This window comes from Streptomyces lomondensis (genome assembly GCF_014651035.1).
GTDB lineage: Bacteria > Actinomycetota > Actinomycetes > Streptomycetales > Streptomycetaceae > Streptomyces > Streptomyces lomondensis.
This window is the reverse complement of sequence record NZ_BMWC01000001.1, coordinates 213047-231208: the sequence shown is the minus strand read 5'-3', so window position 1 is coordinate 231208 and position 18162 is coordinate 213047. Positions and strand designations below refer to the sequence as shown.

The 18162-nt window shown below is 70.4% G+C and carries 10 protein-coding genes, 2 tRNA genes and 1 pseudogene; 6 read left to right on the top strand and 7 right to left on the bottom strand.

The features are described 5' to 3' along the window. The first annotated feature begins 59 nt into the window (after nucleotides 1-59). A tRNA-Lys gene (locus tag IE255_RS01010) sits at nucleotides 60-133 on the top strand. Here IE255_RS01010 and IE255_RS01005 read toward each other — a convergent pair. From IE255_RS01005 to IE255_RS00985, 5 genes and pseudogenes are all read right to left on the bottom strand, one after another. Beyond that, nucleotides 99-1767, bottom strand: a pseudogene (locus IE255_RS01005) (AMP-binding protein). The gene IE255_RS01010 and the pseudogene IE255_RS01005 sit on opposite strands and share 35 nt — an antisense overlap. Before the next feature lie 40 nt (nucleotides 1768-1807). Beyond that, nucleotides 1808-2302 (bottom strand): hypothetical protein, encoded by a 495-nt coding sequence (locus IE255_RS01000; protein WP_190048163.1) that lies wholly within the window; start codon nucleotides 2300-2302, stop codon nucleotides 1808-1810. 99 nt (nucleotides 2303-2401) lie between these two features. Then, nucleotides 2402-3007: a lytic polysaccharide monooxygenase auxiliary activity family 9 protein gene (locus IE255_RS00995; RefSeq protein WP_190048162.1), complete on the bottom strand. Its 606-nt coding sequence runs from the start codon at nucleotides 3005-3007 to the stop codon at nucleotides 2402-2404. Between the two features lie 101 nt (nucleotides 3008-3108). Further along, nucleotides 3109-4230: an SPFH domain-containing protein gene (locus IE255_RS00990; RefSeq protein WP_190048161.1), complete on the bottom strand. Its 1122-nt coding sequence runs from the start codon at nucleotides 4228-4230 to the stop codon at nucleotides 3109-3111. Nucleotides 4231-4311: 81 nt separating this feature from the next. Beyond that, entirely contained in the window at nucleotides 4312-5625 is a 1314-nt protein-coding gene (locus IE255_RS00985; RefSeq protein WP_190048160.1) for a peptidoglycan-binding protein, read from the bottom strand. Nucleotides 5626-5825: 200 nt separating this feature from the next. On the opposite strand from IE255_RS00985, the gene IE255_RS00980 reads away from it, so the two are divergent. From IE255_RS00980 to IE255_RS00970, 3 genes are all read left to right on the top strand, one after another. Further along, nucleotides 5826-5899: transfer RNA gene (locus IE255_RS00980), tRNA-Lys, on the top strand. A 274-nt stretch (nucleotides 5900-6173) separates the two neighbouring features. Further along, nucleotides 6174-6887: a FadR/GntR family transcriptional regulator gene (locus IE255_RS00975; protein WP_190048159.1), complete on the top strand. Its 714-nt coding sequence runs from the start codon at nucleotides 6174-6176 to the stop codon at nucleotides 6885-6887. A 326-nt stretch (nucleotides 6888-7213) separates the two neighbouring features. Further along, complete coding sequence (locus tag IE255_RS00970; protein ID WP_190048158.1) at nucleotides 7214-9217, top strand: glycosyltransferase family 2 protein; 2004 nt, start codon at nucleotides 7214-7216, stop codon at nucleotides 9215-9217. Between the two features lie 29 nt (nucleotides 9218-9246). Here IE255_RS00970 and IE255_RS00965 read toward each other — a convergent pair whose 3' ends face one another. Further along, nucleotides 9247-10449 carry an RNA-guided endonuclease InsQ/TnpB family protein gene (locus tag IE255_RS00965; RefSeq protein ID WP_505016478.1) on the bottom strand — a complete coding sequence of 401 codons (1203 nt, stop codon included), beginning with the start codon at nucleotides 10447-10449 and terminating at the stop codon, nucleotides 9247-9249. A 141-nt stretch (nucleotides 10450-10590) separates the two neighbouring features. Between IE255_RS00965 and glxA the strand changes: the two genes are divergently transcribed. Continuing rightward, nucleotides 10591-12531, top strand: a complete 1941-nt coding sequence (gene glxA / locus IE255_RS00960; protein WP_190048156.1) for a radical copper oxidase GlxA — start codon at nucleotides 10591-10593, stop codon at nucleotides 12529-12531. Between the two features lie 153 nt (nucleotides 12532-12684). Then, complete coding sequence (locus IE255_RS00955; RefSeq protein WP_190048155.1) at nucleotides 12685-16884, top strand: nSTAND1 domain-containing NTPase; 4200 nt, start codon at nucleotides 12685-12687, stop codon at nucleotides 16882-16884. Here the strand turns inward: IE255_RS00955 and IE255_RS00950 are convergent. Beyond that, the gene (locus IE255_RS00950) at nucleotides 16881-17918 is read right to left on the bottom strand and encodes a glycoside hydrolase family 6 protein (RefSeq protein WP_190048154.1); all 1038 of its coding nucleotides are present in this window, start codon (nucleotides 17916-17918) and stop codon (nucleotides 16881-16883) included. The genes IE255_RS00955 and IE255_RS00950 overlap by 4 nt on opposite strands. Between the last annotated feature and the right edge of the window lie 244 nt (nucleotides 17919-18162).

The following is an 18162-nucleotide window of genomic DNA, read 5'->3' as shown; positions in this document are numbered from 1 at the left end:
GTATTATTTTCTGCGTCGCCCACCGCGGAACACGGTTCTCGGCGGTCGGCGGGAGTCATGCGCCGCTAGCTCAGTTGGTTAGAGCAGCTGACTCTTAATCAGCGGGTCCGGGGTTCGAGTCCCTGGCGGCGCACCTTTGAAGGGCCTCTTGTGGGAGCAAGGGGCCCTTCGACGTCTTCCCTGGTCAGCGGCCGGTACGCGGCCGCGCCCGGCGGTCGCCACCACACCGGGTCCGCGCACCGGAAACCCTGCCTCCGTAAGGCCGCCCGGTGGATCTTGTTCGTCGCGGTGACCGGCATCCGGTCCACCACCCGCACGAAGCGGGGCGCCATCTTCGTCCCCAGGTCGGGCTGCGCGAGCAGGAACGCCGCGAAGTCCTCCGGATCGAACGATCCGGCGATCGTGGCCATGACCTGGTCACCGGTCACGGGGTCCGGCACCGCGTAAACGGCGACGGCCGCGGCTCCCTCGTAGCGGGCGAGGATGTTCTCGATCATCGCGGCGGCCAGGTTCTCGCCGTCGACGCGGAGGCGGTCGTCGGTGCGGCCGGCGAAGTAGAGGTAGCCGTCGGTGTCCCGGTAGAAGAGGTCGCCCGTCCAGTACCAGCCGTCCTTGCGCCGCTCCGCCTCCGCCGCCGGATTGCGCCAGTAGCCCTCGAAGGGGCTGGGGCCCTGGTTGACCAGCTCGCCGATCGCCTCGTCCCCGTTGAGCAGCCGCCCCGCCCCGTCGAAACGGGCCGGCGGACACTCCTCGCGGGTCTCCGGGTCGAGGACGACCAGCCCGGGCGCCGCCCGGCCGACCGCCCCCGGCGGCGTACCCGGCGACCACTGGACGGCCGCCCCGCCCTCCGACGATCCGTACCCCTCCACCAGCCGCACCCCGAAGCGGCGCTCGAAGGCCACCGCGTCCACCGCACCCGCCTCCGTCCCGAAACCCAGACGGAGAGGGTTGTCCCGGTCGTCGGGGCCCGGCTCGGTGGCCAGGACGTACTGGATCGCCCGGCCGACGTAGGTGAAGTACGTAGGTGAAGTACGTCGCCCCGTACCGGCGCACGTCCGGCAGGAAACGGGACGCCGAGAAGCGGCGGCGCTGCGCCACGGGCGCGCCCGTCACCAGCGCGGGCGCCCAGTCGGCGATCACCGCGTTGCCGTGGAACATCGGCATGCACAGGTAGTGGACGTCGTCCGGGCCCAGGGAGAACTGCCCGGCCAGCGCGTGCCCGGCCGCGGCCAGTCGCCCCTGGGAGCAGAGCGCGGCCTTGGGAGCGCCGGTCGAGCCGGAGGTGAAGTAGAGCAGGAAGCGGTCGCGCGGGGTGGCGCGGGAGCCGTCCGGCCGGGCGTCCGCGTAGGGGGCGAGGAGGTCGGCGTACTCCGCCGCGTCCGTCACCAGCAGGCGTACGCCGGGCAGGTCCAGGCCCTTGAGCAACGGCAGGTGGGCCCGCTCGGTGACCAGGATCCGGCACTCGGTGTGCAGGATGTCGCGGGCGAGTTCGGCACCACGGCGAGTGGGGTTGATGCCGGCGACCGCCGCCCCGGCCAGGGCCGCCGCGCCCAACCAAAGGGGGAACTCGGGCGTGTTGTCGAGCAGGACGCCGAGGTGCGGTTCGGCGGCCGGGGGCAGCAGGTCGGCCAGTAGTGCCGCCCGGGCCGCCGCGCCCGCCGCCACCTCGTGGTGGGTCAGCACCAGCTCCTCGCACCACAGCCCCGGCCGGTGGTCGCCCCACCGGGCGGCTACGAGTTCCGCGACCGTGCTCGCCCTGGAGTCCATGGGCGCGCACGCTAGTTGACATGCCGTCAGGTAGGGAGGGTCACGGCGCCGCGGACGTCCCGCTGTCGACACTGAAGACGAAGTCGTCGTACGGCCCGAAGGTCTGGCCGTACGCGGCGACGAAGCCGGCGCAGAAGACGACGACCACGCCGAGGAAGGCCAGGATGCCGACGGTGGTCATGGCCTGCTTCACCCGGCTCGGCGGCTGGGCCGTGGCCACGACCTGGCGGCCGTCGGTGTAGTGGACCGTGACGTAGTCGCCCTCCACGGTCGTCGCGGGACCGCCGTCCTCCTCGAAGCGGATGACCCGGCCGTCGTGGGCGATGAACTCGTAGACGTGGTGGAGCGTGGTCCGCACGGACGTGTCGCCGTGTCCGCCGCTCACCGTCGTGAACGCCCGCAGGCACCGGGCCTCGGCCGTCAGGCCGCTGTTCCAGGCGCCCCGGATCTGCAGCCAGCGGCGGACCACGCGGTAGGCCATGAAGACCGCCAGGGCCATGATCAGGCCGGGCACGACGTAGAAGATCACATCCATCGCGCATCCCCCGAAGTCGATGCGCCGGCCCGGTGCGGCCAGCGTGGGAGGAACCTACCCACGCCGGCCGCACCGGTGACTCAAGAGAACCTCAGAGGTTCAGAAGGTGACGTCCGAGCAGGCGTAGAACGCGTTGGCCGTGTCGGCGATCGTCCACACCGCGACGATGACGTGCCGGCCGCTGAGCCCGGACGGCAGCCTGCCGGTGTGGGAGAGGGTCGACGGCGGGCGCTGCCCGTTGTACGGCACCGTGAAGAACGGCGTGAGGTTGAGGTCGGACCGGGACAGGTTGTGGTTCTGGTTCCAGCCCGGCTTGGTGACGTAGTACTTGAAGTCGGTCGTGGCGTGCATGGCCGTGAACTGCCAGCGGAAGGTGTAGTTCTGGCCACCCGTCACCTTGGTGGCGGGCCAGGCGCCGCCGGACGGGGTGCGCGGTGCGCTGAGCTGGCTGAACTGGCCGAGTCCGGCGTTGCATATCTGCCCGTCGGCCGGGCCGGAGGCGGGGAAGCCCTTCGGGCCCTCGACGCTCTGCGGCTCCCATTGGATCTGGCCGCAGTTGGTCACGGTGCCGTTCTGGCAGAGCTTCTGCCGGCTGATGGGGAGGTCGGTGTAGCCGTGGCCGCTGGCGCCGCCGGAGGAGAGTACGAGGGCTCCGGTCGTGGCCAGTCCCACCGCGGCTGCGGACAACTTGGTCCTTGTGCGCATGCTGCCGCTCCTGGAGAACGTGGGGGAGGTTCAGTGAGCTGTACAGGTAGGTCTAGACCAAGTCTGAGAGTAGGAGCGTTAGTTGAACATGTCCATACCAATCACGGAGCTGTTTCTCCCCGGCCGGCGCAGAACGCCACCGTCAGGTCCTTCACCAGCACCTTCCGCTCGTAGTCGTCGAGCTCGACCAGCCCCCGCATGGTCAGCCGGGTCACCGTGTCCTCCACCGAGTCCACGACCGAGGTGAGCACGCTCGCCCGGTGCTGGGCGTCCAGCGCGGCGATCCGGCGGCGGTGCATCGCGGCGGCGACCTCGGGCGCGTACTCCACCCGGACCGGCTGCACCGAGAACACCTCCAGGCCGACCGGTGCAGCGTCAGCCGCCACCAGCCGGGTCAGCGCCTCGGCCGCCGCGTCCCCGGCGCCCTTCGCCCCGCCCGGCATCTCCACCGGCACCCGGGCCAGTGCCGCCTCGACGCACTCACGCAGATACGTCTCGTGGTCCTCCACCCCCAGCGTGGCCCGCGCGGTGTCCCGCACCCGCCACACCACCAGGACGACCACCCGCAGCGCGACCCCGCCTCCGTCGGCCGCGGGCACGGGCTCGCTGCGCCAGTGCCGCAGCCGCACGTCCACCCGGCGCCGCAGCAGCAGCGGGTTGACCCACAGCAGGCCGGAGCGCCGGACGGTGCCCCGGTAGCGGCCGAAGAGGTCCAGCACCCAGGCCCGCCCGGTCCGGCCCCGGGCCAGCCCGCCGAACCCGAACAGACCGAGCGCCCCGGCCCCCGCGTACGCCGCCCACTGCGCGGGACCGAGCCCGGCCCCGGCCTGGGCGGGCAGCCGCAGCGCCTCCAGCACGAGCGGCGGCAGCACCCCGGCCCACCACGAGGTGGCCAGGCAGCCGGCCGCCCCGCACGCCCCGGCCAGCACACCCGCCGCTCCGGGCAGCACCCGCGCGGGCCGCTCCACCAGCTCGGGGTCGACCTGCGGCACCGGGCGCGGCGCCCCGGCCGCCGGGCGCCTGAGGCGCGGCTGCTCCCCCGTGCCGTGCCGGCGGCCCACCACCGCGGGTTTCAGCGGTACCGGCGCCGGGTCCGGGTCGTCGCGGAACAGCAGGTGGACGGGGATCTCGGTGGTGGCCTCGTTCTGGATGAGCCGGGCGGGCCGGGCCGGCCCCTCGGCCGGTCCGTCGGGCTCGGACGTGTGGGAAGTGGTCGTACTCATGCGTGCCTCCAGCCTCCGCGCCAGATGCGTCACAACGGTGGTCCCCGGTACCGGGGTGGTGCAGGGCCCTGGGGAAGGGCCTCACGAGAAGAGCCGGCGCCAGGTCTCCGGCCCCGGGTAGCCGTCGGCCGCGCCGCCCCGCCAGCCCTGGGTGCGCTGGAACGCCTCGACGGCCCGCCGGTCCGCCTCGCCCCAGCGCGGCCCCGGCCCGACGGTGTAGAACCGGCCGAACCCCTTGCGCACCAGCTGCCTCCCGAGCTGGGTGACGTACGTGTTGCGGGCGCCGGGCCGGAACATCGCCCGGCCCGGGTAGCCGGGCACGCCGTGCGAGGCGGGCGGGGGTCCGACCACCCCGTCCTTCACGTCCTTGCCCTTGCCGGTGACGAGCAGCTCCCAGGTGCGCGGTCCGGGCAGGCCGTCCGCGTCCGCGCCCGTCCAGCCCTGGGCCAGCTGGAAGGCCTGGGTCGCCCGCCGGTCCGCGTCCGTCCAGCGCGGGCCCGGGCCGGAGGCGTAGGAGGCGCCGGCCCCGCGCGCGACGAGCATGCGGCCGAGCAGCGTGACGTACTTGTTGTGCGCCCCGGGGCCGAAATACGCCGCTCCCGGGTACGGCGTGGCGGCCGGGGCGCCCGGCTTCCCGCTGTCCGGTCCGGGTTCCGGCTCCTCCGGGCTGACGCCCTTGTAGCGGTAGGGGACGTACTGGTCGGAGTCGCTCCAGTAGGCGTACGGGGTCGACTGGCGGCGGGTGTGCGGGCGGGTCTGCTCGTAGGCGATGTAGTAGCTGTGCGTGTAGTCCGTCCAGCCGCCGAAAAGGGTGACGTGCGAGCCTTTCTCGGGGTCGGCCTCATTGTGGAACAGCAGAATGTCGCCCGGCTGGAGTTCCTCCTTGGAAATCCGCTCCGCGTACTGGGCGAGCGTGCCCGTCCATTCGTTCCGGGGCAGCTGCCAGGCCATCGAGACATAGCCGGAGCAGTCCTGCCGGTAACCGTCGGACCAGTACGCGGTCATGCTGTACGGCACTTTCGCGGCGACCCAGGTCTTGGCCCGGTTGATGATCTCCGCGCGAGTGATCGCGGTGGGTTTGAGAGCGGTGGAGGGCCTTGCCGGACGGCCGCCGGGGCCGTGCAGCGGGGCCTTGCTGCCCTGTGGGGTGTCGGGCTCCTCACCTGCGGAAACGCCCTGGCGGTGAGGTGCGTGCGGGGTGGCGGCGGCCGGTGCGGCATGGCTCGCGCCGAGTGCGGTGGAGGCCACCGCGGCCAGGGCGAGGGCCCGGTGGGCGGCCGGGTGGGCGGTGGTGCGGCCGGCCGGGGAATGCGGCAGGACGCGGCGCCAGTGGACGCAGCCGGGGCAGTCGCAGCCGCTCGCGGGGTCGAATTCCTCGAATACCGGAGACTCCATGCGATTCCCCTCACACTTCCGGCGGAAAATGCGCTGCCCGTGCACGTCCGGGCGCGCGTCGTCAGTTTCGCAACTGTCTTCGGGACGCGCATGCTGACGGTCCGAATGATGTACGCGGGGGTCCTACAGTGGGGTCGCCCGGGCCCTGGCCGGTGGTCGGGAGCACCTCCGCACGTCCTGTAGAGTTACGACGTCAGCGCGCGCCGCTAGCTCAGTTGGTTAGAGCAGCTGACTCTTAATCAGCGGGTCCGGGGTTCGAGTCCCTGGCGGCGCACGATGCCGGTGGCGGCTTGTGTTCGCAGAAAACGCGAACCGAGCCGCCATCGTCGTTCCTGCGCGGCTCCGCCGCGCGTTGTGGGGGCTCCGCCACCCACACCCCCTTTACTCGGCGTCACGGCGGCCCGGGACCAGAAGCCCGGCGCGGCGCAATCGCACCGACCGGAAGGCCTCTCGCGGAAGCGAGGGGCCTTCTGTGCTGCCCGGGGATCCCCGGGCCCTCTCTGGCCGGAACCCGGCCCACCGCGTGATTGGCCGGATACCCTCTCGCCATGGCAGCGCGAGACCTCCAGGAGCGGATCAAGAAGCTCATCATCGACCGCCGGCTGGCCTCCGGGGCCCCGCTGCCGACCGAGCCCGAGCTGATGGAGTACCTCGGCGCGAGCCGGAACTCGGTGCGGGAGGCGCTGAAGGCGCTCCAGGCGATGGGCATCGTCGAGATCCGGCACGGCTTCGGGACGTACGTCGGCCCGATGTCGCTCGCGCCGATGATCGAGGGCCTCGCCTTCCGCACGGTCGCCGGGCACTACCGGGGCGAGGACTCCCTGCTCCAGCTGCTCGAACTCAGGGAGGCCGTGGAGACGGGGCTCGTCTCCCGGCTCGCGGGGCGGATACCGCGGGCGGACCTCGTTGAACTGGACGGGCTCGTGGACCGTATGGAAGAGCAGGCCGCCCGGGGAGCCGGTCTCGCCGAGACCGACCGGGCCTTCCACGCCACCCTCTACCGGGGGCTGGACAACGTGCTGCTGAGCGAGGTCCTGGAGGCCTTCTGGGACGCCTTCCACCGGGTCCGCACGGACCTCGGGGGCGAGCCGCAGGACCCGAAGGTGACCTGCCGGCAGCACCGGGAGATCCTCGACGCGGTGCGGTCCGGCGACTCGATGCGGGCGGAGGAGGCCATAAGAGAGCACTTCGGCAACATCCGCGCCCGCCTGTCCACAACGGCTCCACAGGGTCCCCACACCCGCCACAATGAACGCGTATGACCGGTAAACACCGCGTTTCGCATCTTGCGATCATGATGAAAGCCGTAGAACCCTGGTTTTCTGGTTTTTCAAGATGCTGCGGTTTCGCGGCAGTTGGGGGGATTCAGAGCCGGTTGCGGGCTGGGCGGGGGTAGGGGCCTCGTTCATGAAGCGATGCCGTGGGGGGCATCATGCAACCGGAAGGTCGCGTTGCCGTGTCTATAAGGTGTGGATGACGTGGTGACAGCGACCCACCACTGATACGTCTGTGAAGGTCGAGGGGGACCTGTCGCAGGCGGTAGGAAGCGACGAAACACGCGGCTGTTCCGCGTGTGGGGGGATGACTCATGACGTCGAGGCCGACGGGCGCCCGGCAGCAGGACCACGACCCGTCCCAGACCACCCAGCTCAGAGTGCCGGCGCATCGGATGAGCACCACGGGGGCATTCCGGCGGATCAAGAAGACGCTGCCGAGATACGACTACGAGCACTACAGCCGGCTCGCGGGCCCCCTCACCCAGCCCGATCCGGGCAAGCCGTACCGGGTGCAGTACCGCTCGCTCATCTCGCAGGAGCCGCACCGCATCAGGGTCGCCCTGATGCTGGCCGCCGCGCCGGTGCTCTCGCTGGTGCTGCTGTTCTGGCTGCTCCAGCCCGAGCACTGGACCGAGCGCGACTACCCGGCCTTCGACTGGCTGCCCGCGCTCGACGTGGTGATGCTCGTCTCGATCGGCCTGATCGAGTTCTTCCGCTGCATGAACGTGCTGTCGAACGCGCACGCCACGCTGGTCGCCCGCGACCCGATCCCGGTGGTGCCCGAGACCGGCACGAGAGTGGCCTTCCTCACCTCCTTCGTGCCCGGCAAGGAGCCGCTGGAGATGGTGACGAAGACGCTGGAGGCCGCGGTGAAGATCCGCCACCGGGGCCTCATGCACGTGTGGCTGCTCGACGAGGGCGACGACCCCGAGGTGAAGGCGGTCTGCGAGCGCCTCGGCGTGCACCACTTCTCCCGCAAGGGCGTCGCGAAGTGGAACCAGGCCAAGGGCCCGCACCGCGCCAAGACCAAGCACGGCAACTACAACGCCTGGCTCGAAGCCCACGGCGACGACTACGACTTCTTCGCCTCGGTCGACACCGACCACGTGCCGCTGCCCAACTACCTGGAGCGGATGCTCGGCTTCTTCCGCGACCCGGACGTCGGCTTCGTCATCGGCCCGCAGGTCTACGGCAACTACGACAACCCCATCACCAAGGCCGCCGAATCGCAGCAGTTCCTGTTCCACGCGCTGATCCAGCGCGCGGGCAACCGCTACGGCTCCCCGATGTTCGTCGGCACCTCCAACGCCGTGCGCATCAAGGCGCTGAAGCAGATCGGCGGCCTGTACGACTCGATCACCGAGGACATGGCGACCGGCTTCGAGATGCACCGCCACAAGAACCCGGCCACGGGCCGCAAGTGGCGCTCGGTGTACACGCCGGACGTGCTCGCCGTCGGTGAGGGCCCGAGCGCCTGGACGGACTTCTTCACCCAGCAGATGCGCTGGTCGCGAGGGACGTACGAGACGATCATCGGGCAGTACTGGAAGGGCTGGTACTCGCTGCCGCCGAGCAAGCTCTTCAACTACACGATGATGATCATCTTCTACCCGATGTCGGCCCTGAACTGGATCCTGGCGGCGCTGAGTTGTGCGCTGTTCCTGGGCCTGGGCGCCTCGGGTGTGAACATCGACCCGGCGGTCTGGCTGATGCTCTACGGCAACGCCTCCGCCCTCCAGATCGGCCTGTACGTCTGGAACCGCCGGCACAACGTCTCGCCGCACGAGCCGGAGGGCTCCGGCGGTGTGGCCGGCATGGTGATGTCCGCGCTGTCGGCGCCGCTGTACGCCAAGGCGCTGATCGACTCCGTGCTGCGGCGCAAGAGCAAGTTCGTGGTCACCCCCAAGGGCGACTCCGCGAGCCCGGACCGCTGGTTCGGGACCTTCCGGTACCACTGGTACTTCATCCTGATCTTCGCTGCCTCGATCACGGCCGGTTTCGTCTTCGGGAACTCCCACCCCGCGATGATCATCTGGGCCACGTTCGCGCTGCTGATCACCGCCTCGCCGATCTTCGCCTGGCGCTGGCAGCTGCGGCAGGACGCGAAGAAGCCCGCCACGCCTGCCGTGGAGCAGCCTCAGGACCCCGCGGGGCCGCACCGGACGCAGCCGCTGCCGATCCCGCAGCAGCAGGCGCCGCACGCCCCGCAGAGCAAGCCCAGTTGGGCCGCCGCCCCTGGCGGCGACGGGGAGGTCGGGGGAACCGACCAGACCATGCAGATCGCCCTTGGTGGACTTGGGGGACGTAAGGATTGACTTCTCCCCCTCCTGAAGGAGGGGGATTCTCACGGCTTGCGCTGTGAGGGTTTCTGCTTCGTCGCCGACTGCCCGCCCGGAGTGCTCCGTTGAGGTCTTACACCGGCTCCACAGACTGTCACCGCCAGCCCGGCGGCCAGAAGGTTCTTCGCCGCGTTCACGTCCCGGTCGTGGGTCGTACCACAGCTGCCGCACGTCCAGGTACGGACGTGCAGCGGCATCTTGTCCTGCAAGACACCGCAGTGGGAGCACAGCCTGGACGAGGGGAAGAAGCGGTCTACCGCGATCACTTCCCGCCCGTACCAGGCGGCCTTGTACTCCAGAAGGCTTCGGAACTCGGCCCAGGCGGCATCCGAGATGGCGCGGGCCAGGCTCCGGTTCCTGACCATGGTGCGCACGGTCAGGTCCTCGATCACGAGCGTTTGGTTTTCACGCACGAGCCGGGTGGTCAGTTTGTGCAGGTGGTCACGGCGCCGGCCGGCGATCCTCGCGTGGATCTTCGCGACCTTCCTGCGGGCCTTGGCCCGGTTGTTGGACCCCTTGGTCTTGCGGGACAGTTCCCGCTGGGCTTTGGCCAGGCGGGCGCGGTCGCGGCGCTCGTGCCGGGGGTTTGTGATCTTCTCACCGGTGGAGAGGGTCAGCAGGTGGTCCAGGCCGACATCCACGCCGATGGCCGTATCGGCGGCCGGGAGCGGCTTGACACCGGGGTCCTCCACCAGGAGGGAGACGAACCAGCGTCCGGCCGCGTCCTGGGAGACGGTCACCGTGGACGGCGTCGCCCCCTGGGGGAGCGGACGCGACCACACGATGTCCAGCGGTTCCGTCATCTTCGCCAGGGTCAGCTTCCCCTCGCGGAAGCGGAAACCGGACGTGGTGTACTCGGCGGACCTGCGCGACTTCTTCCGCGACTTGAAGCGCGGGTACTTCGCCCGCTTGCCGAAGAAGTTCGTGAACGCCGTCTGCAGGTGCCGCAGGCACTGCTGCAACGGCACCGACGACACATCGTTGAGGTAGGCCAGTTCCTCGGTCTTCTTCCACGCCGTCAGCAGGGCCGAGGTCTGGTTGTAGTTCACCCGTTCCTGACGCGCCCACGCTTCGGTGCGGGCCGCGAGCGCCATGTTGTAGACCTTCCGCACGCAGCCGAACGTGCGCGACAGCTCGGCTGCCTGCACATCGGTCGGATAGAAGCGGTACTTGAACGCCCGCTTCACGCACGTCGTGGACACGCTCACAAACTAGCGTTCTCACAGGTAAAAACCTGCGAGTCAGAGCACTGCGATTCGCCCTGGCGGCGAATCACAGCACCCTGCCCTGCTCCGCAGGAGTCCGATTCCTCCCCCGCCTGAAGGCGGGGGTCTCCTCGGAGGCAACTGATGAACGACCGTGCAGGCCGCCGCCGGGCCCGTCGACTCGCGATCGGCACGGCGGTGGTACTCGCGCTGGCCGGGATGAACGGGCCGTGGCTCTACCGCTTCAGCACCGAGAAATACCACCAGTACAAGATCAACCAGCCGGAGTACAAGGCCGCCAACGGCAAGTGGGAGATCATCGAGTTTCCCGAGGAGTACCGGCAGAACACGATCCACGCGGCGCTGCTGCGCACCGGCAAGGTGCTGCTCGTCGCGGGGTCGGGCAACAACCAGGACAACTTCGACGCGAAGAGGTTCGACACCCGGATCTGGGACCCGGTCAAGGGCACCATCAAGAAGGTCCCCACGCCCAGCGACCTGTTCTGCACCGGCCACACGCAGCTCGCCAACGGCAACCTGCTGATCGCGGGCGGCACCAAGCGGTACGAGAAGCTCAAGGGTGACGTCACCAAGGCCGGCGGCCTGATGATCGTCCACAACGAGAACCCGGACAAGCCGATCACGCTGCCCGCGGGCACCAAGTTCACCGGCAAGGAGAACGGCAAGACCTTCGTCTCGAAGGACCCGGTGCTCGTGCCGCGCGCCAAGAAGGTCTTCGACAAGGCGACCGGCAAGTTCCTGCGCAACGACCCCGGGCTCGGCCGTATCTACGTCGAGGCGCAGAAGCGGGGCCAGAAGTACGAGACGGGCACGCAGGACAACTACCGCGTGCACGGCCTGGAGGGCGCCGACGCCCGCAACACCTACGGCATCGCGCAGAAGCTTGCCCTCGACAAGAAGGACTTCCAGGGGATCCGGGACGCCTTCGAGTTCGATCCCGTGGCCGAGAAGTACATCAAGGTCGACCCGATGAAGGAGGCCCGCTGGTACCCGACGCTCACCACCCTGAGCGACGGGAAGATCCTCAGCGTCTCCGGCCTCGACGACATCGGCCAGCTCGTCCCGGGCAAGAACGAGGTCTTCGACCCGAAGACCAAGAAGTGGACCTACACCGACAAGGTCCGGCAGTTCCCGACCTACCCGGCGCTGTTCCTCATGCAGAACGGCAAGATCTTCTACTCGGGCTCCAACGCGGGCTACGGGCCGGACGACGTGGGCCGTGACCCGGGCGTCTGGGACGTGGACTCCAACAAGTTCACCAAGGTCCCCGGCCTGAGCGACCCCACGCTGATGGAGACGTCCGGCACGGTGCTGCTGCCGCCGGCGCAGGACGAGAAGTACATGGTGATCGGCGGCGGTGGCGTCGGCGAGTCCAAGGAGTCCAGCGAGAAGACCCGGATCGTCGACCTGAAGAAACCGGACCCGCGCTTCGTGGACGGCCCGTCCCTGGACAAGGGCACGCGCTACCCGAACGCCTCGATCCTGCCCGACGACAGCGTGCTGATCTCCGGCGGCTCGGAGGACTACCGGGGCCGCAGCGACTCCAACATCTTCGAAGCGCGCCTCTACGACACGGAGAAGAACGAGCTCCGGCGGGTCGCCGACCCACTGGTGGGCCGCAACTACCACTCCGGGTCGATCCTGCTGCCCGACGGCCGCGTGATGTTCTTCGGCTCGGACTCGCTGTACGGCGACAAGGCCAACACCAAGCCGGGCAAGTTCGAGCAGCGCATCGAGATCTACACGCCGCCGTACCTCTACGGCGACGGGGACCAGCCCTCGCTGTCCGGTGGGCCGCAGACCATCGAGCGCGGCGGGACGGGGACCTTCACCTCGTCGGACGCGGCGAAGATCCAGAAGGTCCGGCTGATCCGCCCGAGCGCCGCCACGCACGTCACGGACGTCGACCAGCGGTCCATCGCGCTGGACTTCAAGGCGTCCGGCGACAAGCTGACGGTGACCATGCCCAAGAACCGGAACCTGGTCCAGGCGGGCTGGTACATGGTGTTCGTGACGGACGACCGGGGCACGCCGAGCAAGGCGCAGTGGGTCAAGGTGCCGTAGCAACCGGCCGTTTGGGGCGCTCTCCGGTGCGGAGGGCGCCCTTTTCGCATGCCCGGGTGACGAGAAACCGGCTTGACCTGCACACGGCATCTGGTGTGCTCTCGGTACGAGATCGGCAACGTGTGTGGTCAACGGTGGCGGGGGAAACGGGAGATGACCGAGTCGACCACGTCGGGTCCGGTGGCGGAGGAGGTCCTGGCCGCCGCGACCGTCCAGGTCACGGGCGCGGACGGGCACATCGGCGGCCTGGGGGTGGTCATCGCGCCCACCCTGGTGCTGACCTGCGCCCATGTCGTGCTGGACGCGCTGGGCCTGCCGGAGCGGCAGCAGGAGCCGCCCGAGGGGGCGGCGCGGGTCCGGCTGGTGCTGGCGGAGGGCGGCGAGACCGAGGCCGTCGTACGCGACTGGGTGCCCGTGCGCGCGAACGGCACCGGGGACGTGGCCGTCCTGTCCCTGACCCGCCCCCTGCCGGAAGCCCGGCCCGTGGTCATGGTGGCGCCCCGGGACGTCTGGGACCACCCGGCCATCGTTTTCGGACTGCCCAGGGACGACACGGGCGGCGGCTGGCACACCGCCCGGCTCCGCGCCCGTACCAGCACGGGCCGCCTGCAGATGTCCCCGCTCGACGGCCAGACGGACCCGATCCAGCCCGGCTTCAGCGGCTCTGCCGTCTGGGACGACGACCTCGGTGCCGTCGTCGGCATCGTCGCCTCGATCTCACCAGCGCACCGGGGGCAGAGCTTCTGCATCCCGACCCGCACGATCCTCGACGAACTGCCCGGCCTGGCCCAGCTGCTCGCGCCCTCCTCCCCCTTCCCCGGGCTGCGCCCGTACACGGAGGAGCACAGCGCGCACTTCTTCGGCCGGGACGAGGACGTCGACGCCGTCACCGCCCTGCTGTGCCCGCACGGCACACCCGAGGGCTGCGTGACCCTGACCGGCCCGTCCGGCTCCGGCAAGTCCTCCCTCCTCATGGCGGGAGTGCTGCCCCGCCTGAAGGAGCGGGACGTGGAGGTCGTCACCCTGCGCGCGGAGGGCCGTCTGCCGGACGCCGCCTCGGTCGGGGAGGCCCTGCGGGAGCACCGGTCCGCTCGCGGGCTCGTGCTGGCCGTCGACCAGGCGGAGGCGCTGCTGCTGCGCCCCGAGGAGGAGTTGCGCGCCCTGGTGGACGCGCTCCTCGACGCAGGCCGCCACCCCGGAGTGGCGGTCCTGGTGGCGCTGCGGACCGACTTCCAGGACGCGGCCCTGCGCCACCCGGAGCTGAGCCGCCTGGTCGGCGGGGCGCCCGCGCACCAGCTGGGCCTGATGACCCGTGAGCAGCTCACCGAGGTGGTCAGGCTGCCGCTGCGGGCCTTCCCGGGCGTGGAGTACGACAGCGGCCTGGCCGACCGGCTGATCGAGGACGCGGCGGGTCGCCCCGGCGCCCTGCCCCTGCTCGGCTTCGTCCTGACCACCCTGTGGGACCGGCAGGTCGGCGGCCGGCTCCGCCTCGACACCTACCGCGAACTGGGCGGCCTGGGCGGGGTGTTGAGCAGCCAGGCCGACTCGGCGTGGCGGCAGGCGCTGCGCGGTGCGACGCCGGAGGCCGCGACCGGGCTGCTGCGCGCGCTGATCCAGGTCCCGCCGGGCAGCGGCACGGCCCTGCGCGCCCGGCTCGCCCGCCGCGACGCGGGCGAGGAGCGGTGGGCCATCGCCCGCCGGCTCGCCGAGGCCCGGGTCCTTGTCGTCGGCGCGGATCCCGAGCGGGGCGAGACGGTCGAGCTGGCGCACGAGGCCCTGATCGAACACTGGCAGCCCCTGGCCGAGCAGGTGAGGAACGACCGCACGTTCCTCACCTGGCGCGGCGAACTCCGCTACGACCAGGCCCGCTGGTGGCGGGCCGGGCGGCCGGACGGACTGCTGCTGGAGGATCCGGCGCTGTCGGCGGCGGAGCGGTGGCTGGCCGACCGCCCTGGCGAACTGACCGGCGAGGACCGGGAGTTCATCGAGGAAAGTGTCCGGCTGCGGGACCGTAAGCGGGCCGAGGCCGCGAGATCCGAGCGCCGGAAGCGGTATCTGCGGGTTCTGTGGGCCGTCGTCACCGTGCTGGCCGTGGTGGCGGCGGCCGTGGTGTCCGTGCTGTACCTGAACCTGCTGACGGAGCAGCGGCGGCTGGCCTCGGACCGGTTGGCGCAGCAGGCCGCGAGTCTCGACAGCACGTCTCTGACCGCCTCCTCGCTGTACACCGTCGGCGCGTATCGGGCGGAGGCCCGGCCTGATGCCCGTTCCGCGCTGCTGGCGCAGTATCTGCGATATCAGGATGTCGAGCGGGTGGTGATGGAGGGGCGTAACGACGTCGAGGACGTTGCGCTCACGGACGACGGCTCGTTCGCATACGCCGTGCTGGCCAACGGCGCCTTCGTGCGGCTGAACCTGCGAGGGGAGAAGTTTCCCGAACCCTACCTTTTCTCCACACGGCTGGACACCGAGCGGATCGCCGTATCGGCCGACGGGCGGAGGGCGGCCCGGGCGAGCGGCTGGGGCCTGATCACCCTCGGTGTACCGGTCTCCTCCGACTCGGACAAGTTCCGGACCATCGCCCTGCGCAAGGGCGAGGCCGTGGAGAAGAACCCGCGTGCCCCCAACGACCTGCGTTTCGACGGGGACAGGAAGCGGATCCTCGCCGCGATCCCCCGCGAGGGCGTGCTCGTGTGGAACGCGGACGACGGCCGCCGCACCGGCCGTACCCTCGTCCCGCCGACCGGCTGGGACGCGGCACAGGCCTGGTTCGCCGCGGACGACACGATCGTGGCGCGGATCGTGCCCTCCGGAGCGGAGGCGGACGACGTACGGGGACGGCTGGTCTCCTGGGACCTGAACCGGGGTTCGCTGCGCCGCCCCTGGGACGAGCGCGCCACCGCCTCCGCGACGGTCAGCGGCAACGGCCGTGTCCTGGTCACCTGCACCGAGGAGGGCTCGCTCGAAGCGTGGCGGCTGGGCTCCACGCCCCGGCGCTTCCAGAACTGGAGCAACAGCAGCTTCCAGGGACTGTGCCCGCTCTACACGCCCCGGCTCGACGCCACGGGCCGCTACCTGGTCAACCCCACCGGGCGCATCGGCAGCGACCTGGGACGGATGCGCTTCCTCGTCATCGATCTGGAGAAGGGCTGGCCGGCCACCTTCGACACGCCCGCCGCAGCTCCCGAGGACCAGAACATCACCGGCCGCTCGTTCGCTCCGGCGGTCGCGCTCGCCGGACCTCCGGACGACCTGCGCGCCGCCGTCTCGGTCGGCGGCAGCGTCGTCACCGTACGCGTCAAGCAGCCCACGTCCTTCGATTCCAGCTCCCTGGTCCATCGCATCCGCACACCGGACGGACAGAGCGGCAGAATGGCGGTCGTCGACACCAGCGGCAGCGGACTGCAACTGTGGGACCTGGCCGGCCACCGGCTCCTCGCGACCGCCCGGTCGTCCCGGCCGCTGGCCAGTATGTACGCCGCCTTCAGCCCGGACGGGCGACGGATGCTGACCATCGCCGAGGACCAGCGGACGGTCCTCGCCTGGCGGATCGACAACGGCTCCCTCAGGGAGGAGCACGTCCTTGAGCTGCCCGCCCCTCCCGGCATCACGGCTGCCGGAGCGGACCCCCAGACGGGGCTCGTCCCGTCCTGGATCAACCTGAGCTTCTCCGACGACGATCACGCCGTGATCTCGGGGCTGTCGTACGTCTCCCGCTGGAATCTCGACACCGGCAAGCCGGACGGCGAGGTCTACCGGCCGCCCGTCCAGGAGCGTGCCCAGCTCGCCAACGAGGCGGCCGGCACCTTCGCCACCGCCATACCCGGCAAACCGCAGGCGATGGTTCGGACGGTGGCCGAGATCGGCACCTGGGACTTCACCACCGGCGAGTTCAAGAGGTGGATCAAGAGGGAGGACAGGGACCGGTCGGTCCGGTCGTTCGCCCTCTCCCCCGACGGCAAGGTCCTCGCTGTGCAATACGCGGGCGGTCGGGTGCGGTTGTGGGACGTCGAGAAGAAGCGAGACCTCCCGGCCCTCACCTACAACGGCGTCTACTACCTCGGCCGCTTCTTGAGCGACCGCCTCCTCCACACCACCACGGCCGCCGGTGAACAAGTCGTCTGGGACATCGAGAACCGCCAGGACACCTACCGCTACTACGTCGGGTATGGCTCGGTCCTCTCACCGAGCACCGACGGCAAGGCCCTCACGCTCGTCGACGGCTCCCGCACCTCCGTGATCCCTCTCGAACCCGAGCGGTGGATGGACCGGCTGTGCGCCCTCGCGGAGCGCGAGTTGACCGAGAGGGAGAAGGAACTGGCGGTCGATCCGGACCAGGTCGAGGACGTCTGCTAGGAACTGGCCTTCGCCAGCTTCAGCGCGTAGTCCGCCCACCACTGGCCCGCCTTGGGTCCGCCCTTGCACTCGCCGTCCGACTCGCCGGGCCGCTTGACCCACAGGTAGGCGTCGACCAGCGGGTCGGCCGTCTTCGTCGTCGGGGTCTCGCCGAGGGCGCGGCCGGGTGGGTTGCACCAGCGCTCGTCCGGGTTGCCCTCGGTGTACGGGCCCTTGCCGTTGCGGCTGGTGTCGATGACGAAGTGCTTGTCGCCGACCTTGGCCGAGAGCTGCTTGCCGTAGGCGATGGAGTCCTCGGTGGAGTAGAAGTTGGAGACGTTGACCGAGAAGCCGTCGGCCTGGGCGATGCCCGCGCGGTTCAGCGGCTCGAAGATCTGGTCGGGGTTCTGCCAGCCGGCGTTGCCCGCGTCGAGGTAGACCTTCGTGTTCTTCAGGGACTTCAGCTTCGCGACGGCGCCCTTGAGGAGGTCGTAGCGCTCCTCGTGGAACTGCTCCGGGGTGCAGCCGTCGACGAGGTGGAGCAGGGCGTCCGGTTCGAGGATGACCGTGGCGGGCCGGTCGCCGATGCCCGCGGCCACGCCGTCGACCCAGTCGCGGTAGGCGTTGCCGTCGGCGGCGCCGCCCTGGGAGTACTGGCCGCAGTCGCGGTGCGGGATGTTGTAGAGGACGAGCAGTGCCGTACGGCCGGCCTTGTCGGCGGCCTCGGTGAAGCCCCGGGTCTGCTCCTGGGGGTTGTCCGGGCCGATCCACTCGGCGACCGGCTGCTCGGCGATCTTGCGGATCTGCTCGGCTTCCCGCTTCTTGCCGGACTTCTCCAGGGCCGCGACCTGCCGGGCCGCGGTGCCGTCCGGGTTGACCCAGAACGGGGCGGTCTCCTTGGGCTGTTGGGTGATCCCGGCGCCCGCTTCGGCGCCCTGGTCCGGTTCCTCTCCCCCGTCGCTCGAGGAACATCCCGCCATCAGCAGTGCCGCCCCCAGCACCACTGCGGACATCCGCCTCCCCGCGGACGCCCCGACCCCCCTGCTGCCGTACATCCAACTCCCCCTTGGGTGCAGCGTTCCAAGTCTCAATCCTGACATACGTCCCGCGACACCCACGAGGTCGAACCCTACCTGCGCGGATGACGCAGAGCCACCGTATCGAGACTTGGCGTTAATCGACCTCTAGGCCGGGCGGCCCTTTGGTTCTAGAGTCGACTGAGCCGGGCCCGGCCTTCGGCCAGAGATTCACCCACCGTGGCCCCCGTTGCCTCCCGCGCAGCTCGCCGGGTTACTCCCG